This is a genomic window from Pseudomonas sp. P1_F1_2, assembly GCF_056405815.1.
Genome location: NZ_JBFUBK010000077.1, coordinates 22,331 through 41,660 on the forward strand (window position 1 = coordinate 22,331; position 19,330 = coordinate 41,660).

The 19,330-nt window shown below is 51.8% G+C and carries 10 protein-coding genes and 1 pseudogene; 9 read left to right on the forward strand and 2 right to left on the reverse strand.

The window, feature by feature from the left end; all coding sequences use genetic code 11:
• Nucleotides 1-11 precede the first annotated feature (11 nt).
• The 3 genes and pseudogenes from AC1D2P_RS21100 to AC1D2P_RS21110 form a co-directional block, all read left to right on the forward strand.
• Nucleotides 12-3,095, forward strand: coding sequence for a DUF6519 domain-containing protein (locus AC1D2P_RS21100; RefSeq protein WP_477811575.1), 3,084 nt, complete (start codon nt 12-14; stop codon nt 3,093-3,095).
• A 329-nt stretch (nt 3,096-3,424) separates the two neighbouring features.
• Nucleotides 3,425-4,090 (forward strand): dTMP kinase, encoded by a 666-nt coding sequence (locus AC1D2P_RS21105; protein ID WP_077430168.1) that lies wholly within the window; start codon nt 3,425-3,427, stop codon nt 4,088-4,090.
• A 285-nt stretch (nt 4,091-4,375) separates the two neighbouring features.
• A pseudogene (locus tag AC1D2P_RS21110) lies at nt 4,376-4,462 on the forward strand (IS5/IS1182 family transposase); the annotation flags it as partial.
• Between the two features lie 419 nt (nt 4,463-4,881).
• Here AC1D2P_RS21110 and AC1D2P_RS21115 read toward each other — a convergent pair.
• Entirely contained in the window at nt 4,882-6,996 is a 2,115-nt protein-coding gene (locus AC1D2P_RS21115) for a hypothetical protein (RefSeq protein WP_477811576.1), read from the reverse strand.
• 3 nt (nt 6,997-6,999) lie between these two features.
• The gene (locus AC1D2P_RS21120) at nt 7,000-8,082 is read right to left on the reverse strand and encodes a hypothetical protein (RefSeq protein ID WP_477758311.1); all 1,083 of its coding nucleotides are present in this window, start codon (nt 8,080-8,082) and stop codon (nt 7,000-7,002) included.
• A gap of 618 nt (nt 8,083-8,700) precedes the next feature.
• On the opposite strand from AC1D2P_RS21120, the gene AC1D2P_RS21125 reads away from it, so the two are divergent.
• The 6 genes from AC1D2P_RS21125 (at nt 8,701) to AC1D2P_RS21150 (ending at nt 18,531) form a co-directional block, all read left to right on the forward strand.
• Complete coding sequence (locus tag AC1D2P_RS21125) at nt 8,701-9,843, forward strand: hypothetical protein (RefSeq protein ID WP_477758310.1); 1,143 nt, start codon at nt 8,701-8,703, stop codon at nt 9,841-9,843.
• Nucleotides 9,844-10,723: 880 nt separating this feature from the next.
• Nucleotides 10,724-11,098, forward strand: a complete 375-nt coding sequence (locus AC1D2P_RS21130) for a hypothetical protein (protein ID WP_477758309.1) — start codon at nt 10,724-10,726, stop codon at nt 11,096-11,098.
• The gene (locus AC1D2P_RS21135; RefSeq protein WP_477758308.1) at nt 11,095-13,587 is read left to right on the forward strand and encodes an Hsp70 family protein; all 2,493 of its coding nucleotides are present in this window, start codon (nt 11,095-11,097) and stop codon (nt 13,585-13,587) included. The genes AC1D2P_RS21130 and AC1D2P_RS21135 overlap by 4 nt, the downstream gene beginning before the upstream one ends.
• A gap of 3 nt (nt 13,588-13,590) precedes the next feature.
• Nucleotides 13,591-15,021, forward strand: a complete 1,431-nt coding sequence (locus tag AC1D2P_RS21140) for an ATP-binding protein (RefSeq protein ID WP_477758307.1) — start codon at nt 13,591-13,593, stop codon at nt 15,019-15,021.
• Nucleotides 15,022-15,094: 73 nt separating this feature from the next.
• On the forward strand, nt 15,095-16,591 hold the full coding sequence (locus AC1D2P_RS21145) for a peptidoglycan-binding domain-containing protein (RefSeq protein ID WP_477758337.1): 1,497 nt from the start codon (nt 15,095-15,097) through the stop codon (nt 16,589-16,591).
• A gap of 149 nt (nt 16,592-16,740) precedes the next feature.
• Nucleotides 16,741-18,531, forward strand: a complete 1,791-nt coding sequence (locus AC1D2P_RS21150; RefSeq protein WP_477758306.1) for a hypothetical protein — start codon at nt 16,741-16,743, stop codon at nt 18,529-18,531.
• Nucleotides 18,532-19,330: the final 799 nt, after the last annotated feature.

Below are 19,330 nucleotides of genomic sequence, written 5' to 3' on the forward strand. Positions count from 1 at the left end.
GGACTACCACTATGAAAGCCGATCTCACCCGCTCGACCGACAAGCCGGACCAGCACTATCGCGCCGTACGCATGCAACAGGGGCGGGTGCAGCTGGATGCGGACTGGAACGAGCAGCAAGACATTCTCAATCGCCGGATCGAGAGTGAAACCGTCGATACCATTGGCCATAGTGGCGGGCCCTTGGCCAACCCCGGGTTTCTGCTGACCGGCAATGGCAAGAACATCGGCATCGGCATCGGCCATTACTACGTCGAAGGCTTGCTCTGCGAAAACGCCAGCCAGGTCCCGGCCACCAGCCAGCCGCACTTGCCGGGCAACGTCTCACCGGTGCTGCCGGCCAATGCCAGTCTGTTGCCATTACCCCCGGCGAATGCGCCGCAGTTGGTCGAGATCAAGGTCTACGACAACAACGGAGCACCCATCGACCCTCCGGACGGGATCTACCTTGGCTATCTCGAAGCCTGGCTGCGGCACATCACGGCGCTGGAAGACCCGCTTATCCGCGAAGTCGCCCTCGGTGGGCCGGACAGCGCGACCCGCGACCAACTGCTGTGGCAGGTCAAGTTGCTGCGTGCCGGTGATATCGGCGCCGACCTGAACTGCCTGAGCGCGCTGGCGGCCTGGACCACCCTGACCACTGCAGCCGATGGCAAGCTCGCGGCCCGCGCCGAACCCAGCACTCCGCCCAAAGATCCCTGCCTGCTGGCGCCGGAAGCAGGCTACCGGCGCCTGGAAAACCTGTTGTATCGCGTCGAGATCCACGACGATGGCAGCGTTTCAGCCGACCAGCGCTACAAATGGTCGCGTGACAACGGCAGCATTGAAACCCGCGTTGTACGTTGGCTGGGCGAGCCGACGGCGGACGAGTTCGAGGTCGCCAGCCTTGGCCGTGATGCCTACCTTGCGATCACCGCCGGCTGCTGGCTGGAATTCTTCGACGATACTTACGAACTGCTTGGCCGGCCGGGGACTCTGGTCCAGGTGCTCAAGACAGAAGGCAATATTGTCACCCTCGATCTGGCCAGCGCCACCGGGTCTCTGGACAAGGCGCTGTACCTGAGCAACCCGCGTGTGCGGCGCTGGGACGGTTGGGCGAAGCTGGTCCCGGCGGCAGCCAATTTGAACAGTGGCTGGGTGGAGCTGGAGGAGGGCGTCGAGATCAAATTCATCCCCGGCAAGTATCGTGTCGGGGATTTCTGGACCATTCCCGCTCGCACCGCTACCGCTGACATCGAGTGGCCGTTGGTGGCCAATAAACCTGCCTTCCAGTCATCGCAAGGGGTATTGCGCGCCTTCACCCGGTTGGCTTTGCTCAACTGCCAGGCCGGGGTCTGGAGCACGCTGTCCGATTGCCGTCAGCTATTTCCGGCGCTGACCGAACTGACCAACCTCTATTACGTTGGTGGCGACGGCCAGGAGGTTATGCCAAACCCTTTGGCGCCACAAAACCTGCCGTTGCCCAGCCCGCTGGAAGTCGCGGTGTTCAATGGCAAGTTCCCGGTTGCCGGGGCCGAGGTCAGCTTCAGCGTCAGTGACGGCACGCTGCCCAACGGCACCGCCAGCCAGATCATCGCCACCGGCGCGGACGGTATCGCCAGCGTGATCTGGAGCCTGGCGCCCGGCGTGCTGAACCAGACCTGCACGGCGCAACTGCTCGAAGCCGGCCAGGTAGCGGCCGGCAAGTACAACGTCCTGCATTTTTCCGCCAGTCTGTCCGTGGCCACACAAGTCGCCTATGACCCGGCGAAGTGCGCCGACATGGYCGCCCAGGGCATTCATACCGTGCAGGATGCGCTCGACGCGCTCTGTCAAAAAAACCACGGCGGTGGCTGCTGCACCAGTGTCGGTGTCGGCGGCGAGTTCGAGAACCTCGACATCGCGCTCAAAGCGTTGCTCGAACAGGGTCAACGTGACATCTGCTTGTGCCTGCTACCTGGCGAGCATCACCTGGCCGACAGCATCGACCAGGTCGCGCCGAACGGCACCCATCTGTTCATCCACGGTAGCGGCCCCGCGAGCCGGCTGGTGCTGCGTAATCAAGAGTTCAACTGTTTCGATTTTGCCTCCCTGACGTTTCTGGATTTCGACATCGTCATGCTGGGCGAGAACCAGTGCCTGCGTTTTCAAGGCAATCAGCATTTGCGCTTGCAACGAATGCGCCTGTCGGGGCTGACGGTTCCCGGGATCAGCCTGGTGCAAATCGACGACGCCCAGCGCATTGACCTGAGCGCTTGCCTGATCAACGCCTACTCGTCGAGCGGGACACAGCACGCCCGGGAACTGTTTGATGCCATACCCTTGCTCGCCCCCCTGGAGGCGGCGATGAAATCAGGCAAGGGCGAACTTTTTGCGCCTATCCCAAGCAAGGTGGTCGATGCCTTTGCAGCGTTCAGCGCCGCTCAGCGCAAGGCTTTCGGGCAACAAGTGGATCGCCGTCAGGTAGTCCTCAACACCGATGAAATATTGGCATTGTCAACGCTGCGCAGCGATATCGAACAGGGTGCCAGCCAGCGTCGACTGCTGCTCTCGCTGGATCGTTTGCGCACGGAACTGATGCTCAACCACACCGGCTTCGCCCTGGCCCTTGGCGATGCTGAAGCGGATACCTTGCTGGCGGACAACCAGATCAACGGCCGCGTGTCCTTGTACGGCGAGGCCAAGAGCGACGAAGCGCTGGACCTCGATTTTCTGAAAAATCTGGGTGTTGCGTTTAGTCGCGGCCGAGTCCGACTCAAGCCCGGCTATGGCGAATTACGCCTGCGCAATAACCGGCTACAAACGTTGCGCCTGGGCGATGCGATGCTCGACCGCTTGCGGCAACTCGCCGGCTCAGCCGTCGGAGGCGAGGTTGAAGGTTGCTATCGCAGTCTGCTGGCGGATTCCAATACATTGGTGGGCACGGAAAACCTGTTGCTGGCGTTGAAACTGTCCCTGAGCCAGAACCAGCTGAGTGTCTTCGGTCACATCGCCGCGTGTATTGCTTCCCAAGGCAAGTACATCGGCAACTTCAGCCTCGAATCCGTCCTGTTCGTGCTGGGTCACAACGCTAACCAACAGTTTGCCAATGCCGGGCTGATTTTCAGCGAAATGTAGCGGGGCGCAGATTCAGAAGGGGATTTGCGTCGATTGAATTGGCACACTGCAACGACAGATCCGTGAACGTCGAAGAATTGCTTCCGGGTGCCGGGAAGTGGATGGATGCGAGAGAAGCTCCACCAGATACATGATTTAACTTATGGGCGATGACCGGTGTTCATAAGCAACTGTGACTCTTGGTTTTGAGACCCTTGGGTCAGAAACTGGGTTAGAGTGCTCAGCAATGCCTGTTCATAGGGCCTTCCACCCGATTCGGGTAGCCGCGCCAAGCGGTTCCAGCGCAAGAGCCGGGCAAAAAAAACCGTGTATCAATCGATATTTGAAGAATGAATCGTCCGCTGTTTGTTTCTCTAGATGGGCCCAAGGGAGCCGGAAAAACCACACTTTTGGAGGCCGTTACGAAAGTACTGAGGGCGGACAACAAAAAGGTGATCCGACTTTGCGAGAAAAAAAGCGATCCCTATCGGCGTGAAACAATGACCCTCGTTAACAAGCTCGTCAGAAATCCCACCCGAGATTTGGAGTTGGAGGTTTGTGAGCGCTTTGCAGATAGCCGTACCTGGATTTCCCAGCACGTTCTGGCTAAACAGCCACAAGACAGCATCATCTTGATCGATCGCTGGTACCCGTCTGATGCCGCGTTTCGCCGGCTAGTCCCGTTTGCAGAAATTCTACAGTTGAACATTGATCGAAACGTGCAAGTGCCAGATCTGCATGTCGGGGTTGTCACCAACCCTGAAATTTCATGGGCAAGGGCAGCGGCACGACGTCGTGGACTGAGTAGTACGGTGATCCATAAGCTGGAAGAACATGTCGCTTGTACCCAGGCGTTCGAGCAAGCGATTGCAGATAACGGCTGGGTTTTATGCCGCAATGAAGGAACGATCGAAGACGCAACGATGCAGGTGGTTTTTGAGATTTATAGAGTCCTTCAATGTCCCATAGGCGAAGTTCGCTGCGCCGGTCTTGTCGCCGCAGCGGTAGCCGGCTGATGCTTTGAACTGGGTGCCTGCCATCGAACGCTGAGCCGAAGCTTCCCGAGGCGGGTCATACATGATCAGACGGTTCGAGCGTCGATTGCTGGAGATGAATACCAAGAGGAAAGCGGACGCTAGGGATACGGACATAATCTACGATTTAACTTATGGGCGATGTTTAATGTTCATGAGCGATCGAGTACTACATTGCTGGTTGGTTCTCGAGGGAGGGCTGGTGCCGAATGTTCACAGAATTATGTTCATGAGGGGGCCTCCGACCTACCTCTAAGGGAATCCCTGATGCTCAAGCGGACGCACATCAAGCTCAACGAGCTAGGGCTGATGGACTTGGAAACCTGGATGATTGACTCCACCGCAGTGCGCGCATTTTTTCAGGCGACTCTGTTAATCGCGCTAATTCCATGCGCAAGTCCCTAATTCGATTTAGCAATTTCTTTGGCTCTGGGCAATCCTCCTAGCCGAGGATTTAGGTCGTCTGGTGGCTGGCACAGATGCTGATCGTCCAGGCATGTTGCGACAGCTTGGGGCGAGGGCGTGGCGTCATCGTAGGTATGAACTTGTACGCCTAGCATCTGCGTTCCCACCTCCAGTTGTGATTCAAGTACGGTTAGTTCATTGACTGGATGCATGCATCGACTTCATCAAACTTCTCGACCTGATCTAGAGATTGAGTTGGCCTGAAAGAAAAGGCTCACATCGTGCCAGCCCCTTCTGTTCTTCAGCTTTGATGGTTTTTTTTGAATCAGACATGCCATCTTAAGCAACGACAGCCTCCGATTCTGAATTTAGACAAATGTCAACGCCATGAGCTTTGGGCTTTGAGCCCTAAGTATATCAAGGCGAGCGTTGATAGCAGCACTCAGTGACGTGAAGGGTGGTAGTTTTCCGCATATAACAGCAATAAGATATTCGGACAAGAGGCTCCCTTGCTGAGGGTCGTCGAGCGCAGGCAGCAAAATCATGAGTGTTTGCTCCTTTTCCAGGACTCCAAACTCGATCGCGGACGCATTCCTGATAAGGGCAGATCGTAGTAGCCCCTCTGAATAGTTTCTAAAATTGTTTGATCCCAACACCTGGGTGTAGGGGAAGCCTGGCGAAAGGCGGAGCTTCTCATCCTCCGCTGTTCTCATCTGCTGTAACGACGAAGCAACAGCGAGCACTACTCCAGAGATACTGGTCTGTGCCGGTGCAAGGTACGACCCCCCGCCTAGCACAAGACCTTCGGTGCTGGAGTCGATGTGAAACAAAGCATCACTACCGGACAGCCCATCCTTTACATTTGAAAGCTTGGAAAGTCGGTCATAAAAGCGCCCAGAATTCTTAAAGCCCGCCTTGATTGATCCGTTTATCGAATTGAATTCAAGGCACCAAGGGCAATCAAATTGGTTATAGTCTGGAATGACTATCTTCTCAACATATTGAAGGCTCCGATTTACTGGCGGCTCTTTGTACGCTACGCAGTTTCTGAGCTTATTTTCTGATTTTTCAGATATCGGGCGATATAAACCACAGATAAAGGTGATGTCGCGCACCTCTTTATTGATGGCGGGCGTCTCCCGTATGAGATTATTCAATCTCTCAAATGATTTTCCGCTGATTACCACTGAGTCATAGATGACGACCTTGTCAGCTTTTGCAAAAGCATTAACAATTTCGCCATCGCGTACGTTTTCGACGGCAAGCAGATGATGATACGTCGCGCCTATAGATTCAACGATCGCATTGAGCTTTACATCATCGCAAAGTGACAGAACAAGGGAGTTGGGTGTAAGAATAGATGTGAATTTCCCAATAAGTTCCTGAGAAAAAATATTAGTTTCAGAAATTTTGTTGTAATCGATATAGTAAGCGTAATGCGTATTGCCTTTGAAGTGATCACCTTTGTGGAACAGGATCATATCGCTTAAATGATCTTTATAACGCTTGAAGAAATCCTCTCCCATCTGGGCAATATTTTGAGACAGCGTGACGCCAGAATCGGTAAGATCCTTTACATAGTAAGCGCTCGGGTGGATTTCAACAGCTCTGCTTCCTTCTTCACATAGCTTGCATGCATCAAAATTAAAGCGTTGAACCTTGCTGTCAATTTTGCACATGCTGTGGTCGCCGCCATTGAAAGAGTATACGGCCACTACAGAGATTTTTTTTGACTGGTAAACACTACTGAAGATGTCTTTGAATGCATTAATCAGACTGCCACTGCTGTCTACACTAACAATGAGCAGTGGGTTTGTCGCCGCCTTCAAGGCCGGCGTTGTTGCACAGATGACAGACCTGCAGTCCACATATTTCTTAGCTGGGTGGGCAGGGAGAGCATCAAAAACGGTTGTCTTGGAAAGCATCTGCATCGCACGCAAGGGGAGTGCCGCAATCGACCAGGAATCAATAAATATGTAATCCGAATGGTCGATGGATTTCAGTAACCAGAACGCCACTCTGTCCAAATCGTCTTTGTTCTTTATTGAATCACCCAACCGGAAAAACGCGTCTGTGTGATTGTGCGACGGCGTTACGAAGTGATATAGCTTACCGCCACGCAGAAAACTCTCGCTGGAATATTTGTTCAGCAGACGCTGTAAATCAATAGCTGCAATTTCTTTTGKATCAAAATCCACTTCGCAAAGATTCACGGCCTCCGTCGACACTTGGTAGACCTGATAACGCTTAAACTGATTGCAATATGTAACAATTCCAATGAAGTCAAGATTTAAGCGATTGATGAGCTTGGTTCGGATAGGTGCATTGTCTTCCTCACCCATCTCTATAACTAGATCAGGGCTCATTGCCAGAATGTAGCATTTATCAAAAGGATCACTCGATGAATGAGCCGCCATGGCTAGCAACGGTTCAACATCCGCCGGGCCCGCTATGTCAATGCAGTTTACGATTATTGGATTCATGGATCAAACCGGCATGATTAGCGACATTGATGTTGAGAGCGTGTCGGAATTCAAATTTGAATGAAGCACTTGGATTTCATCCAAAAAGTGATCTTTTAGATGGTCATAATTGGTACACAGAACGCCAGCGGTGGTAATCACAACCAGCCCTTTCAACCTGAGGGCACATTCCATAGCTGCGAATAACCCCAGTCCGCGCCGAATAGGGTTGCGCTGGATTTTTGAAGTACTGTATTGGTGAAACGCTGTCTCAACGACTTCCTTTTTACTCAGACCTGGAAACGCGTCTTTCAACGTGTGATAAATACCATAACCGGAGTCAACGATGTCAATGATGAGGTATTTTTTTGCGCCTTCCTTCTGAGAACGCGCATTGAGGTAAGCTGTGACAGCTTTCGGCAAGGCAGCATTTCTAATCTCTGTCGGACTATTGTAGATAACCCTTGAAACCTTCATATATCTTAAAGAGGTCGTTGACTGCCGTGCGTGGTGAATGGTGTTTTCCCAAATTTCCTTCAAGAAAACGTAGAGGCTCATGGAGCTCACTATTTTTTCAAGGGCCTCTTTAGACTCTGCCGTGCTTCCCACCATGCACTGTTCGATTTTCGGGCTCAGAAGGGTTCGAAAATCCTCCTCAGAAGGCTCCGCAGAGCCTAGGTTGAGCGCCGGTGGATGTACGTAATAAGGATCCAGTGCATAGAGCGAATATGATTGACTACCTTGAAATGCGCCATAATCCATATCTACGGAACTGCTAATTTTTTCGACGAGGTACTGGGTAACGTCCTGTCCGAATCGATCCTCGATCACCAAATCTTGAATACAAATATTTATGAAGCAAGCGGAAACGAGGTAAGACTCTTCCTTAATGCCGTACTCTTCCAGTTCAGCCTTGGACAGATGAATCTTGACTTTCTCTAAATTCCCAGCTCTCGCCAGGCCGATAATGCAGGATATGAAATAGCCCTCAGCCCCTATGGAAAAACTTGCGTTTTTTTCAAATACAAAACTTGTTTTTTCGGTAAACTTGATACTATCGATTAAGTAGCTTATGGAGCACCCGGAAGAAATAATAACTTCATTCATAATGCCAAGACCTCATCAGCATAAAATACTGAATTAGTATAGCATGCAAGAGCATGAAAGTTAATGTTTGCGCGAATAATTTTTAATTATTTATAGGTAATAAAATTCTTCTCCAAGACTCGCCCTTGCTAACCATTGTTAATTTCCATTACTTTTTCATGTGATCCGGCGATTCTTTAGAAAGCTTCATGCGCTGAATGATCACTCTTAGCCGGGAATCAAACAGGTCTGATCAATACAAGACTGTGAAATGTTTCAAGTTTTATTACAGCGACGGATTTACCGAAGGGCTGATAGGCGGCCTTGATGCACAGCCATTGCACAATGATGTGTGCCTACCCAGCATTCGCGGCCGGCCTGCCGGTGGGTAGTGCCCCCCGGCTGCCGTGGGGTGGCCCAGGGGCAATGAGGCAAAAGCGTTCGCCTGCTACTCCAAGTGCTCCACATTCGTGTTTGTTGCTTGGGAAGGAGAAGCGCTTGGTCTACTTGGGCGTATATTGAAAGCTTGCGGCGCGAAGCATTTGTTAGATCCTGATGTTGGCGTGGCCGCATCTAACGACTGCTTTGGCTTGTGACTGAGGGTTCGAGCTCAATGTCTGAGCAACACGGGGGAGCATTATGGCGGTTCTGTTTTTCTTACCTTGGACGTCGGTGAGCGAGGAACGGAGGATTGCAGGCATGCGCTTGATCCCGTACGAGAGGAGACGACTTCCCGGTGAACTGCTGGGCATCTCGCAGGAAGCTCTAGATGGCGTTCTCGGGAATTACGGGGATCGTGGTTATGGAGCTCAATCCCCTCGTCCGATCCACCAGGCGGTACTGATCATTTGGGACGATGACGCACCAGGCCTCGATGTATCCGATGCACAGATCCAACACCGCTTGGTTCAAGGCTCCTACCTCGCATTCTCGGCATTAGCGGGCCGAAGACTGTGCTCCACATTTGGGTATTACAATGCTGATACGCTTCAAATCGTGGCGCAGCGATTCGATGTTGGCTCGCCCTCTCATTCGTGCATCACAACCCGACGACGTGACGGCGGGACACAAAACATGTTGGCGGGGAATAGGGGGCTAAAGTTCATACGGCCTTATCACGTCGACAACAGTGCTCGCGTTTCGCTGGACTTTCCTCTGATGGAAGCATTGATCCGAATACCAGATGGTGAGCTAAAGCAACGCATTGATGAGGCGATCGTAGCCTTCCTGAGAGCCAACACCGATGCTTCATCCCTGGATGAGAGATCTGAACTGATCCTGATGAGGGTGGCCATCGACACACTGCTCGGGGCTTCGCATGACAAGCCAGCCTTTCGTAAGGCCATCAACGAGCATTTTGCCGAGCTACCAAATCCGCCCATCTGGCACAAAGGCAGTCAGGACGAATCGACGTGGCGCAAGCACTGGGACAGCAATGTTGAGCGTCCTCTAGACGCGTGGGTTCACGATTTCAGCGCAGCTCGGAACGCCGCGGCTCATGGCCCCGCGAAGGGTCAACAGGGAAGCCTGTGGCCCCGTCACAACCACCTGATCTTCTCTACCTGGCTAATGCCCTTGATCGTGAAGAAGATGCTCGCTCAGGAGGGCTTGTACGAGCTCAACGCCGAGGACAAGGTGGCGCGCGCGGGCTTTGAAGTGTTCTTGGCGCATGACCTGCTTGCGCTTACCGACAACGGAGATGATACGGTTTGGTGGCAAAAAGCAGAGACAGAGCTCTTCTCGCCCCTTTTTGCACAGCAATTGCAGGAGGCATGTGAGTGAGGCGGCCCTGTTGTACAGGAGATAATTCCTTACATGGAGACCGCTGCCCGACCTTCAAAGCGAAATCCAGTTCGCCAAGGCAAGAATAGGAGCAGGGGCGTCCGCTGACGCCTTGCACGGCCAGCCGAGCTCGTAGAACTACTGGTTAGGGCCACTTCAGTACTCATCCAAACAAAAGCTGTTTGTTTTTTATCTTGGCCTTCCAAGCCATGTTGTTGGCTGTTAGCCGCGTCATTCACACATAACGACATATCGGTACGCCCGGATTGGGGATGCCTACCACTCAAAAACAGACTCAAGCAACGCCATATACTGTCCCGGATCAAAGGTCGTGGATTGTCATGAAATGATAAAGCGCTGTCGCCAAATGAAAGGCTGACAGCCCCCCATCCTATAAACTTTTACTTACGGTCTGAGCGCGACGGCGCAATGCCCGGCCACATGACATTCAGTCCTTCAAGGACCAGTGAAGACGTCTGACCCACCCGGTGGCGTTCGCGCTCACGGGACAGACACGCTCGGCTAACTGTGCTTCGGCAACGCATTGCTCCTGCGAGACCTTACGCAGCCTGATTCGGTGAATTTCTCCCGCATCTGTCGCGAAGATATAACGACTGGCACCTTAAAGGATGACCTTGCAAAAAAAATCTCGCATCGAAATGGACTACCCTACTTTGCATGCTGGCGTTCTGGATTGATGGCAAATGGCGTTTGATACTTCCTTCGCCTAGAGTGCCCGCAAGATTTCGAGCTTTGGCGTGACTGGATCTGATGCGTGGGCGGGTATACCTATGCATAAATAAGCGGAGATCGTCCATCGGTCATACCGGCAGCTTTAGCTCAAGACTTTAAATTTTGATGTTGTCAATAAGGGGAAAAAATGACTGGCGAGCAGAGCTTTACCACGGACCAACTAGAGCAGTCCCTGATCGAAATGGCTGTTGAAAGCTGGCGTTTTTCCCGCCTATTTTCCCGCGTCGTAAACAAAATGGATGCCGGAGAAGCTGGTCGATATGTAAACCAGGTCCGCTACTTTCAAAAGAAAATCGAAGAGAGCCTAGATGCAAGCGGATTGAAGCTAGTGAACGTCGAGGGCCAGTCATTCGACCCAGGAATGGCAGTCTCCGCTATCAATATTGGTGATTTCGGTCCTGATGACCTGTTGCTAATTTATCAAATGGTAGAACCCATCATCATGGGGCCTGAAGGCTTAAGAAAACAGGGCACGGTGATGCTAAGGAAGGTGCATGCATGAAGTACGTTGGAATCGACTTGGGCACAACGAACAGTGCAATTTGCTCTTACGACGGCGAGTCGGTGCGTCTTTACAAAAGCCCCGATCAAAACGATGTCACCCCATCTGCCATTTTCATCGATAGGCGCGGCAACAAGTATTTGGGTAAGCGTGCGTACGATAGTGCTGCCAAGAACCCTGATAACGCAGCTACGAAATTCAAGCGAATGATGGGGACAAACACCCCAGTAAAGCTTGCTGCCGTGAACGTTATCATGACTCCAGAGGAGTGTTCGGCTGAGGTTCTTAAACTGTGTTTCGGGTATCTCCCAGAAGACATCAGGAACAGCGGAGCGACGGGAACGGTTATTACAGTACCTGCGGCGTTCAATCAGATGCAAAAAGACGCAACGTTGGCAGCAGCAGAAATGGCTGGCCTGGGCAGCGTTGCGTTGATGCAAGAGCCAGTTGCGGCTGTTATGTGCGTCATGAAGCAACGAAGAGGTGATGGCGTTTTTCTGGTCTTCGATCTCGGTGGTGGGACGTTGGATATTGCCATCGCAGAAAGTATCAGTGGTCGGGTCAGCCTGTTGGCTCACGGTGGTGTTGCAATGTGTGGCGGCACAGATTTCGATCGTTCCATTCTCGATAATGTAGTCAAACCGTGGCTAATATCGAACTTTCACCTCCCCGAAGATTTTACTGCTAACCAAAAGTACAAATCACTGCTGAGAATGTGTCTTTGGGCCTCTGAGAAAGCGAAAATTGAGCTTTCCGCGAAGGAAGACTCGGTAATCAGTCTCACAGAGTCTGACCTTGGTATTAGTGATGAATCCGGTTCGGAAATATATGTAGACATTATTTTTACTAGATTGCGTCTTGATGAGTTGATTTCGAGCAAGGTGGATGAGTCAATCCAGTCCGCGCGCGAAACACTTGATAAGGCAGGTCTGAGTTCTCACGATGTTGAACGAATCGTGTTTGTTGGTGGGCCTACACAATACAAACCCCTACGTGACCGGGTCGCGTTTGAGCTGGGTATAGCGGCATCCACGGACGTAAACCCCATGACTGCGGTGGCAGAGGGTGCGGCTGTTTTTGCGGAATCGATTGATTGGGGATCGCAAAGCCGTGGTCGGAAGAGTGGAAGAGGAACACTCACCACGGGAGGTGCGCTAGACCTCTCTTTCAACTACATAGCACGGACACCGGATTCGAAAGCAAAAGTCGTAGCTAAGGTTGCAGGGAGTACCGCCGCGGGCGTTGAGTTCCAGATTGATAGCCTCGACACCGGCTGGTCTTCTGGCCGGGTGGCTCTTAAGGATGGCTTCGCTATCGAGCTTAACCTTGCCAAACCGGGAGAGAATACGTTCAAGGTTTTCGTATTTGACTCGAAGGGCGGTCCAGTAACACTTCAAGATGACAAGATCATTATCTCGCGAACAGCAGCCAGTATCGATGCGATTCCAGCATCGCATTCGATTGGCGTTGAAGCGCGCGATAAGCTTGGCGGGCGAGTTATCCTCGATTTTTTTGTTCGCGAAGGAGATCAGTTGCCAAAGAAGGGCAAGAAGATTTTCAGAACCGAGGAGTCACTTAAGGCAGGAAGTACAGGGTCAATCAAGTTCAAGTTATGGGAAGGTGAGATCTCTGACCCAGTAACCGACAATCGATTTATCGGAATGTTTGAGATTAAGGGATCTGACTTTGAGGATGGCGTCATCTCGGCTGGCGCTGAAATGATCTGTGATTACGAAGTACACGACTCCGGAAATATCATGATGGAGGTTTCGGTACCYTCAATTGGGGGGTTGTTTCACAGCGGTCGTAATTTCTACTCACGGCAAGACGGCGAAATTGACTATTCAAAGGCATCAAAGCTAATCGAGGAGCAATCGGTACAAACTCTCCAACGTCTCGAAGAGATGGCATCAAAAATTGACGATCCGCGACTGGATCAAGCACGAGAGAAACTACAACAAGCGGAGTCTATGAAGGCCGGTGAATCCGACCCCGAAACGGCGAAGCAGGCGATGGATAACGTCCAAGAGGCCAAGCGGTTAATGGCGCGCGCGCGCAAGGAGAATTTGAAGGATATTCGTCAGCTAGAACTTGATAAAACAGTCGAGTTTTTCGACCAAGTAGTGCGTGAGCACGCTCGTCCGACTGAAGCTAACACCTTCGATAATCTTGCCAAGACAGCCTTGCGAGCGATAGAAAATAATAATCGTGATTTCGAGTCTCATCTGGACGATTTGCGCGGGAAAAACTTCGGTATTCTTTGGCGTCAGGATTGGTTTGTAATAGATCGATTCAAATGGCTTGCACAGGACGTCTACCTGTTCCCGGATGCGAGAGAGCATGCGCAGTTAGTCGACGTCGGCACCGAAGCGCTAAAAGCGAATGATATCGATAAGCTGCGTACGATAGTCTTTCATCTCGACTCGGTGCGTATTTGTTCAGCCGGTGAAGATAAAATGTTGGCTGGCGCTAATATTGTGCGGAGTTAATCTATGGCCCTTGATGCTTGGCTTCCTGTTGGATACAAATTGCCGGATGGTGCCAAGGCGCGTGTTGTACTTTTTGAGAGCACTAACTGGCAGATTTTGGAGACTCAGAACAGTGGGCGAGCTCTGATTGCCCATGACGAACTCGTCCATCGTTGGATTGACGCGGGATTGATTGAGTCAAGTCTCTTCAGAGTATTCAACTTTGGGGATCAGCGTATTTGGGCGATTTCTTGCGACTCAAACCATATTCTTTGCCCGCTCACCGAGGGGGTATCTCCAGGTACTAAAGTAGAGGCGCTATCGTTTGCAGGGTCGCTAAAGGCAACGCGTGATATAGATTCAGAATCCCCATTGCAAGACGCCTTGTACGTCGAGAAAATCAGCCGCCTGCTACCGACCTACAGTATCAGTTCCAGAACCGATGATGATGTTGTACTCGGTTATTGGCTAACAGGTGGAGCCCGCATCTCTGCAAAATCTTTTCGCAGGCTTCGTCAGACAATGAGTTGGCTTGGAGCAGCTCACCTTAAGGACGTGATCCAAGCTGCAGGATTTGAAATTGACGAGGTTGTCCCGGTTGGTGTACCTCAGGTTTCGCACTCTCTGCCAGACACTGAGTCAGCGGAACGTAAGGGGTCCCAGGCCAATGAGGCACCTTCTTGCGCAGTCTTTGAACTGGCTGGACGGCCCGATCTTGCTGCTTTCATCAATGAGCATATCGTCGACATCATCCAGAATCGCGACCGCTACAAAGCTCTTGGAATCCAATTCCCGTCCTCCCTTGTTTTGCACGGACCGCCAGGGTGCGGCAAGACCTTCGCAGTTGATCGACTGATCGACTTTCTTGGTTGGCCGAGCTTTCAGATTGATGCGTCAAGTATCGCGAGCCCCTACATCCATGAAACCAGTAAGAAGGTGGCGGAGGTCTTCGACAAAGCGATTCAGAACGCGCCATCAATTCTCGTGATCGACGAGATGGAAGCATTTCTGACGGATCGCGATATGGGATCTGGACACCATCGTGTTGAGGAGGTTGCCGAATTTCTGCGGCGCATACCTGAGGCATCAAAAAATGAAGTACTCATTGTCGCGATGACAAACCGGGTGGACATGATTGATCCCGCCATTTTGCGCAGAGGCCGCTTTGATCACATCGTCAAAGTAGACTTTGCCAGCGAGGTGGAAGTTTTGTCGTTGTTGGAGAGTCTGCTCTATACCTTGCCGAAGGAGGAAGACGTAGAGCCGGTGTTCTTCGCTCGGTTGCTTGCCGGACGGCCCTTATCAGATGTGGCGTTTATTGTGCGGGAGGGTGCGAGGCTTGCTGCGCGCTCAGGAAAAGACAGGTTAGATCAGGGCAGTCTACTTACTGCAATGCGTGCGGTTCCCGCCAGGGAGCGTGAAGGCGGTTCGCAACGTCGTATCGGTTTTGTTTGAGGGCAAGGAAGTGGCAACGGAAGACGAACGAAAACAACAGGGAGATGGACAGGGCTTTGCTGGCATCTCTGGAATGATATCGGATGTTGATGCCACATTAGCCAGTATCTCGCAGCAGGCGAAAAGGAGGCCTTCAAGATCATCCTCTCAACAATCCGCGCAGGAAAGTCTTGCCGCTCTCCAAAAGCCGAACCTACCCACGCAAAACACTGACCAACCGCCCGTTGAACCATCGAGCGACACCTCAACTATCAAGTGGTTGTTCGTTATCGCTATAGTCATCGGAGCTATCTGGTTAGTATCCCAACCGGACAGCAAGAAATCCTCTGCTCCGACGTATTCCTCTGGGGCTTCCTCGACGTCAGTTGTGCCGGCTCGGGCCCTTCCGGTCGCGCCGCCTAAAGTGCCTAGTCGGCAAGCAGAGGAAAAGCCTCTTGTTGGCCGTAACAATGTACTTACAAATACACAGATTCGTTACTGTTTAGCAGAGAAAATCCGACTTGATGCTGCAGAGATTGTGATCGACAAGCATATCAACTCTGACGTTGATCGGTTCAACGGATTTGTCGCTGACTACAACAGCCGTTGCGGTGAGTTCCGCTACCAACAAGGTGCGCTCGAAAGCGCACGAAAAGATGTTGAGCCATACCGTGCTCAGCTACAGGCTGAAGGACGCAGTAGCATCGCTCGTTCAGCTATAGGAACGAAAACTCCGTCAGAGCTATCCCCTCAGCTCACTCCTGCCGCTCCCGATCTGGCGCTTCAAACGACTCAGCGTCGGTTGAATGAGCTCGGTTATGATGCTGGAACTGCTGATGGGTTATTTGGGGACAAAACTCGAGCGGCAATACAAGCCTTTCAAAGGGATAACGGTATTGCGGTAGATGGTGTGGCGAATGCTGCTTTACTCCGTCAGCTAGAGGTTCCTGGGCGAAAGGGAAGGAGGGAAAATACTGCCCCGGTCTTGACGCCAGGTCCTACCTTAAGCCCCGCTCGACCTTCTACTGCGCCTCAGAGCATTTCTGGGATATCGCAGGTGGAGAAGGCCTCCATTGAGAGGGCCTGCGATAGCACTCGGCGATACAGTGGGCAGAGTGCATATCAGAGCTGTCTCAGTCGAGAGTTAGCAAGTCTCCAGTCGTCTGGGGGACGTCCAGATCTTTCTTCGGCGACATCTTCAGAGCGAATTGCTATTGAGCGCGCATGTGAAAGCGCTCGTCAGTACAGTGGACCTGGCGCTTACTACAATTGCTTAAGTCGAGAGCTGTCGAACCTTCTTTCGACTGGGGGAAGGCCTGATATATCGAGTGCGTCACGGCAGGAGCAGGCTGCTATTGAGCGTGCATGTGATAGTGCTCGTCAGTACAGTGGGCCGGGTGGGTATTACAGCTGTTTGAATCGAGAAATGGTGACTCTTCGTTCATCGGGAGGGCGGCCTTCCTTTTCCAATTTAGCTGAATCGATGCAGTCGGCGATTGAGCGAAAATGCAACAGCTCCCGTCAGTACAGCGGTCCGGGTGCCTACTACAGTTGCTTGCGTCGAGAGCTTAATGAAGCTGGGTATAGGTAAGCGAATATTATGAGATCGGATGCATGATGTTATCGATTTGCTTCAAGTGCGGGTCCGATAAAGCCGGTGTTTTTTTGGCTTGCGAGGGCTGTGATTCAGTCCCACAAACTAACAGCGATCTCATATTGTCATTGGCACTGTGTGACCACTTGTCTTCCAAAGAAGAGATTGTAATTTACGGACATGAAATTCGAAACCGTCTAACGTTGACAGTTCCTGAAAGTGTTCTCGCTCAAGCCCGAGAAGGGCTGAAGGACCCGCAGCTTATGGCGATGCTAGGTGCTCAGCGTCAGCGTAGTCTTAACAACTCACAACTTCAGCAGAATCCATTTGCGCTACTCGGGGTTACCATCAGGGATGACCGAAGGCGCATCGTTGAGCTTGCGGAGGAGAAGTCGCTAGAGCTTGACCATGACGCCTGCCAAAAAGCGCGATCAGACTTGACCAGCCCGAGGACAAGGTTAAGTGCCGAAATGGCTTGGCTGCCGGGCGTTTCTCCTAGGAAGGCGTCGCAGCTTTTGTCAGCTTTGCAAACGGATCCGATGTCAATTCGCCAGGATTCGGGGCTGCCGACCTTAGCGCAGCTAAATCTGATTGCTGCGGTATTCGAGGCGGTGGATGGCTATGACTCTGCAATGTATGTCGCGGAATTCATCACGGAGATGGCATACCTAGTTGACGATCTGTTGGCGGATGAGGTGTTACGCGATATCAACGAAGACCGATCCGTGTCGGGTTTTCCTGAAGTCAAAGGCGTCGATCAAGTCGAGACCGAAATTTCAGAACGAAAGCGTTACTACCGTAATGCCATCAAGGATGCCCTGAATAGACTTTCGTCATTCTCACTTGTTGAGGCAATGACGGCAGCCATCGACGACGCTACGTGCGGCGGAGAGACTCATGCACCAGAGTTGATAGACGACCTTGTGGACAGCTATTCCGTCGAAACGCAGGGGTTTCTACAGAAAGAGGCAGAGAACGCCCAAAAGCTCATTAAGGCGGCCCGAGAGCTAGCAAACTCAGGTGAGAGTGTTGTAAAACCGATAGTGGACAATCTCGAGGCGGTTGCGCGCAATTGGAATAAGGTCGCACAACCAATTCAGTTGAATGCTAGGGCGAGGGGTATAGATCACGAACCGAGCTACGAGCTCGCATACTCTATTCGGAGCCTTGCGATCGATCTGTTTAACGAGCACGACATGCTTATCCATTCGCAGAGGCTTACCGGGCTGATACAAGAACTCTTTGGCAAATTACCAGAGGTCTCTGAGCGGGTCGAGCAAGACGTGGAGGTACTTGCAGATATCTTTCAGAATCGAACGAAGACTGAAACGCAGAAAAATGAGTGGGCTCTCGAGATCACTTATAAAGCTGAAGTCGGAATGATGTTCAAAGACATATTAAGTATATCGCCGGATGGCCTTGCCTGGAAAAATCAACGTTTTCCCCTAGACGCCGTTACGCGTTTGCGGTGGGGCTCTGTACGTCGCTCTGTAAACGGCATTCCGATGGGCACCACCTATACCATTGCATTTGGAGACGATCATTCAGAAGCCGTTATTGAGCTAAAGAAAGAGTCTACATATTCCACTTTTCTTGAGAAGCTGTGGCGGGCAGTCGTCATTCGATTACTGACTGAGCTACTTGAGACATTGAAGGCGGGCAACCAAGTCCGTTTCGGTGAGGCGATTCTTCGGGATGATGGTATTACGTTAATTAAACACAAATTTTTGGGAGCAAACGAGCAGGTTCGTTGCTCCTGGCAGCAAGTGCATATCTGGACTGCTGATGGTGCGTTTTACATTGGAGCGAAGGATGACAAAAAGTCCTACATTGGCCTTTCGTACATCCGTGCGACGAACACTCACATCCTAGAGCAGGCGATTCGTATGGCTTTTAAGAAGCCAGGTATGCAACGACTAAGCGAAGTGCTTCAATGAGGTCTTATTAAGCATTGAGAGTTTCAGGTCTCGACAGGTGAGAATTTCTGTAGCTTCAAGGAAGGCTGCAGCTGGTTAATATTTAGAAGTAGCTGTAAAAATCACATAGATACCTATGTGCGAAAGTTTCTTTTACTTCAATACGTGTGCCGAAAGCGTTTTTGAGGTGTTGCTATTGTTGCTAACCGAAAATTGCCTGCGCCTCGTGATGCTACTGTTAGCACCGACATTGAATGACGGATATCGCCTTTTCGAGATTCAGCGCTACGCCAACAACGGCGAAGCAGACAATAGGGTGACGGGCCCTGCTCCAGCCGACCACGCGCTTCCTGCCGTACACATCAATGAGCCCTCCGAGAGGATCAGACAGTGCCCGTTCAAGCTGGCCCAGCCAATTGCTATATGCCTGCTCTAGCTCGTCCTGAGCATACCTGCACGTGGCGGTCAGGCGAAAATCGCCCGGCCCAAAACCTGTTCCAGAAAACGGTAGGCAGTTGCCCTTGGTCGACCAGGTCAATATTCCTTGCTCACCGGTTACCTCCCCAGGCGTGCTGGCCAAAACGTTCCGGCGTAGAAGCGGCTAATCGGCTTTGACACCCTCTATCCCCAAAGCGGACGGTCGTGAAAGGCAGCAATTGGCCGATTCTGTTGAAAAAGTAGCTCCCATGTCTGGGCTGCGGCAAAATTGCTGCATTGGCCGGCGGGGGATCACACAGCATGATGGGACAGTTATCGAGTGGGCAGGAGCGACTGTTTTACTCGTTCAACCTTGAAGATCACATCCCAGCCAATCACCTTC

Coding starts and splice junctions, on each gene's coding strand:
- AC1D2P_RS21130 (WP_477758309.1), top strand. CDS start 10,724: ATGACTGGCGAGCAGAGCTTTACCACGGACCAACTAGAGCAGTCCCTG.
- AC1D2P_RS21140 (WP_477758307.1), top strand. CDS start 13,591: ATGGCCCTTGATGCTTGGCTTCCTGTTGGATACAAATTGCCGGATGGT.
- AC1D2P_RS21145 (WP_477758337.1), top strand. CDS start 15,095: ATGATATCGGATGTTGATGCCACATTAGCCAGTATCTCGCAGCAGGCG.
- AC1D2P_RS21105 (WP_077430168.1), top strand. CDS start 3,425: ATGAATCGTCCGCTGTTTGTTTCTCTAGATGGGCCCAAGGGAGCCGGA.
- AC1D2P_RS21125 (WP_477758310.1), top strand. CDS start 8,701: ATGGCGGTTCTGTTTTTCTTACCTTGGACGTCGGTGAGCGAGGAACGG.
- AC1D2P_RS21120 (WP_477758311.1), bottom strand. CDS start 8,082: ATGAATGAAGTTATTATTTCTTCCGGGTGCTCCATAAGCTACTTAATC.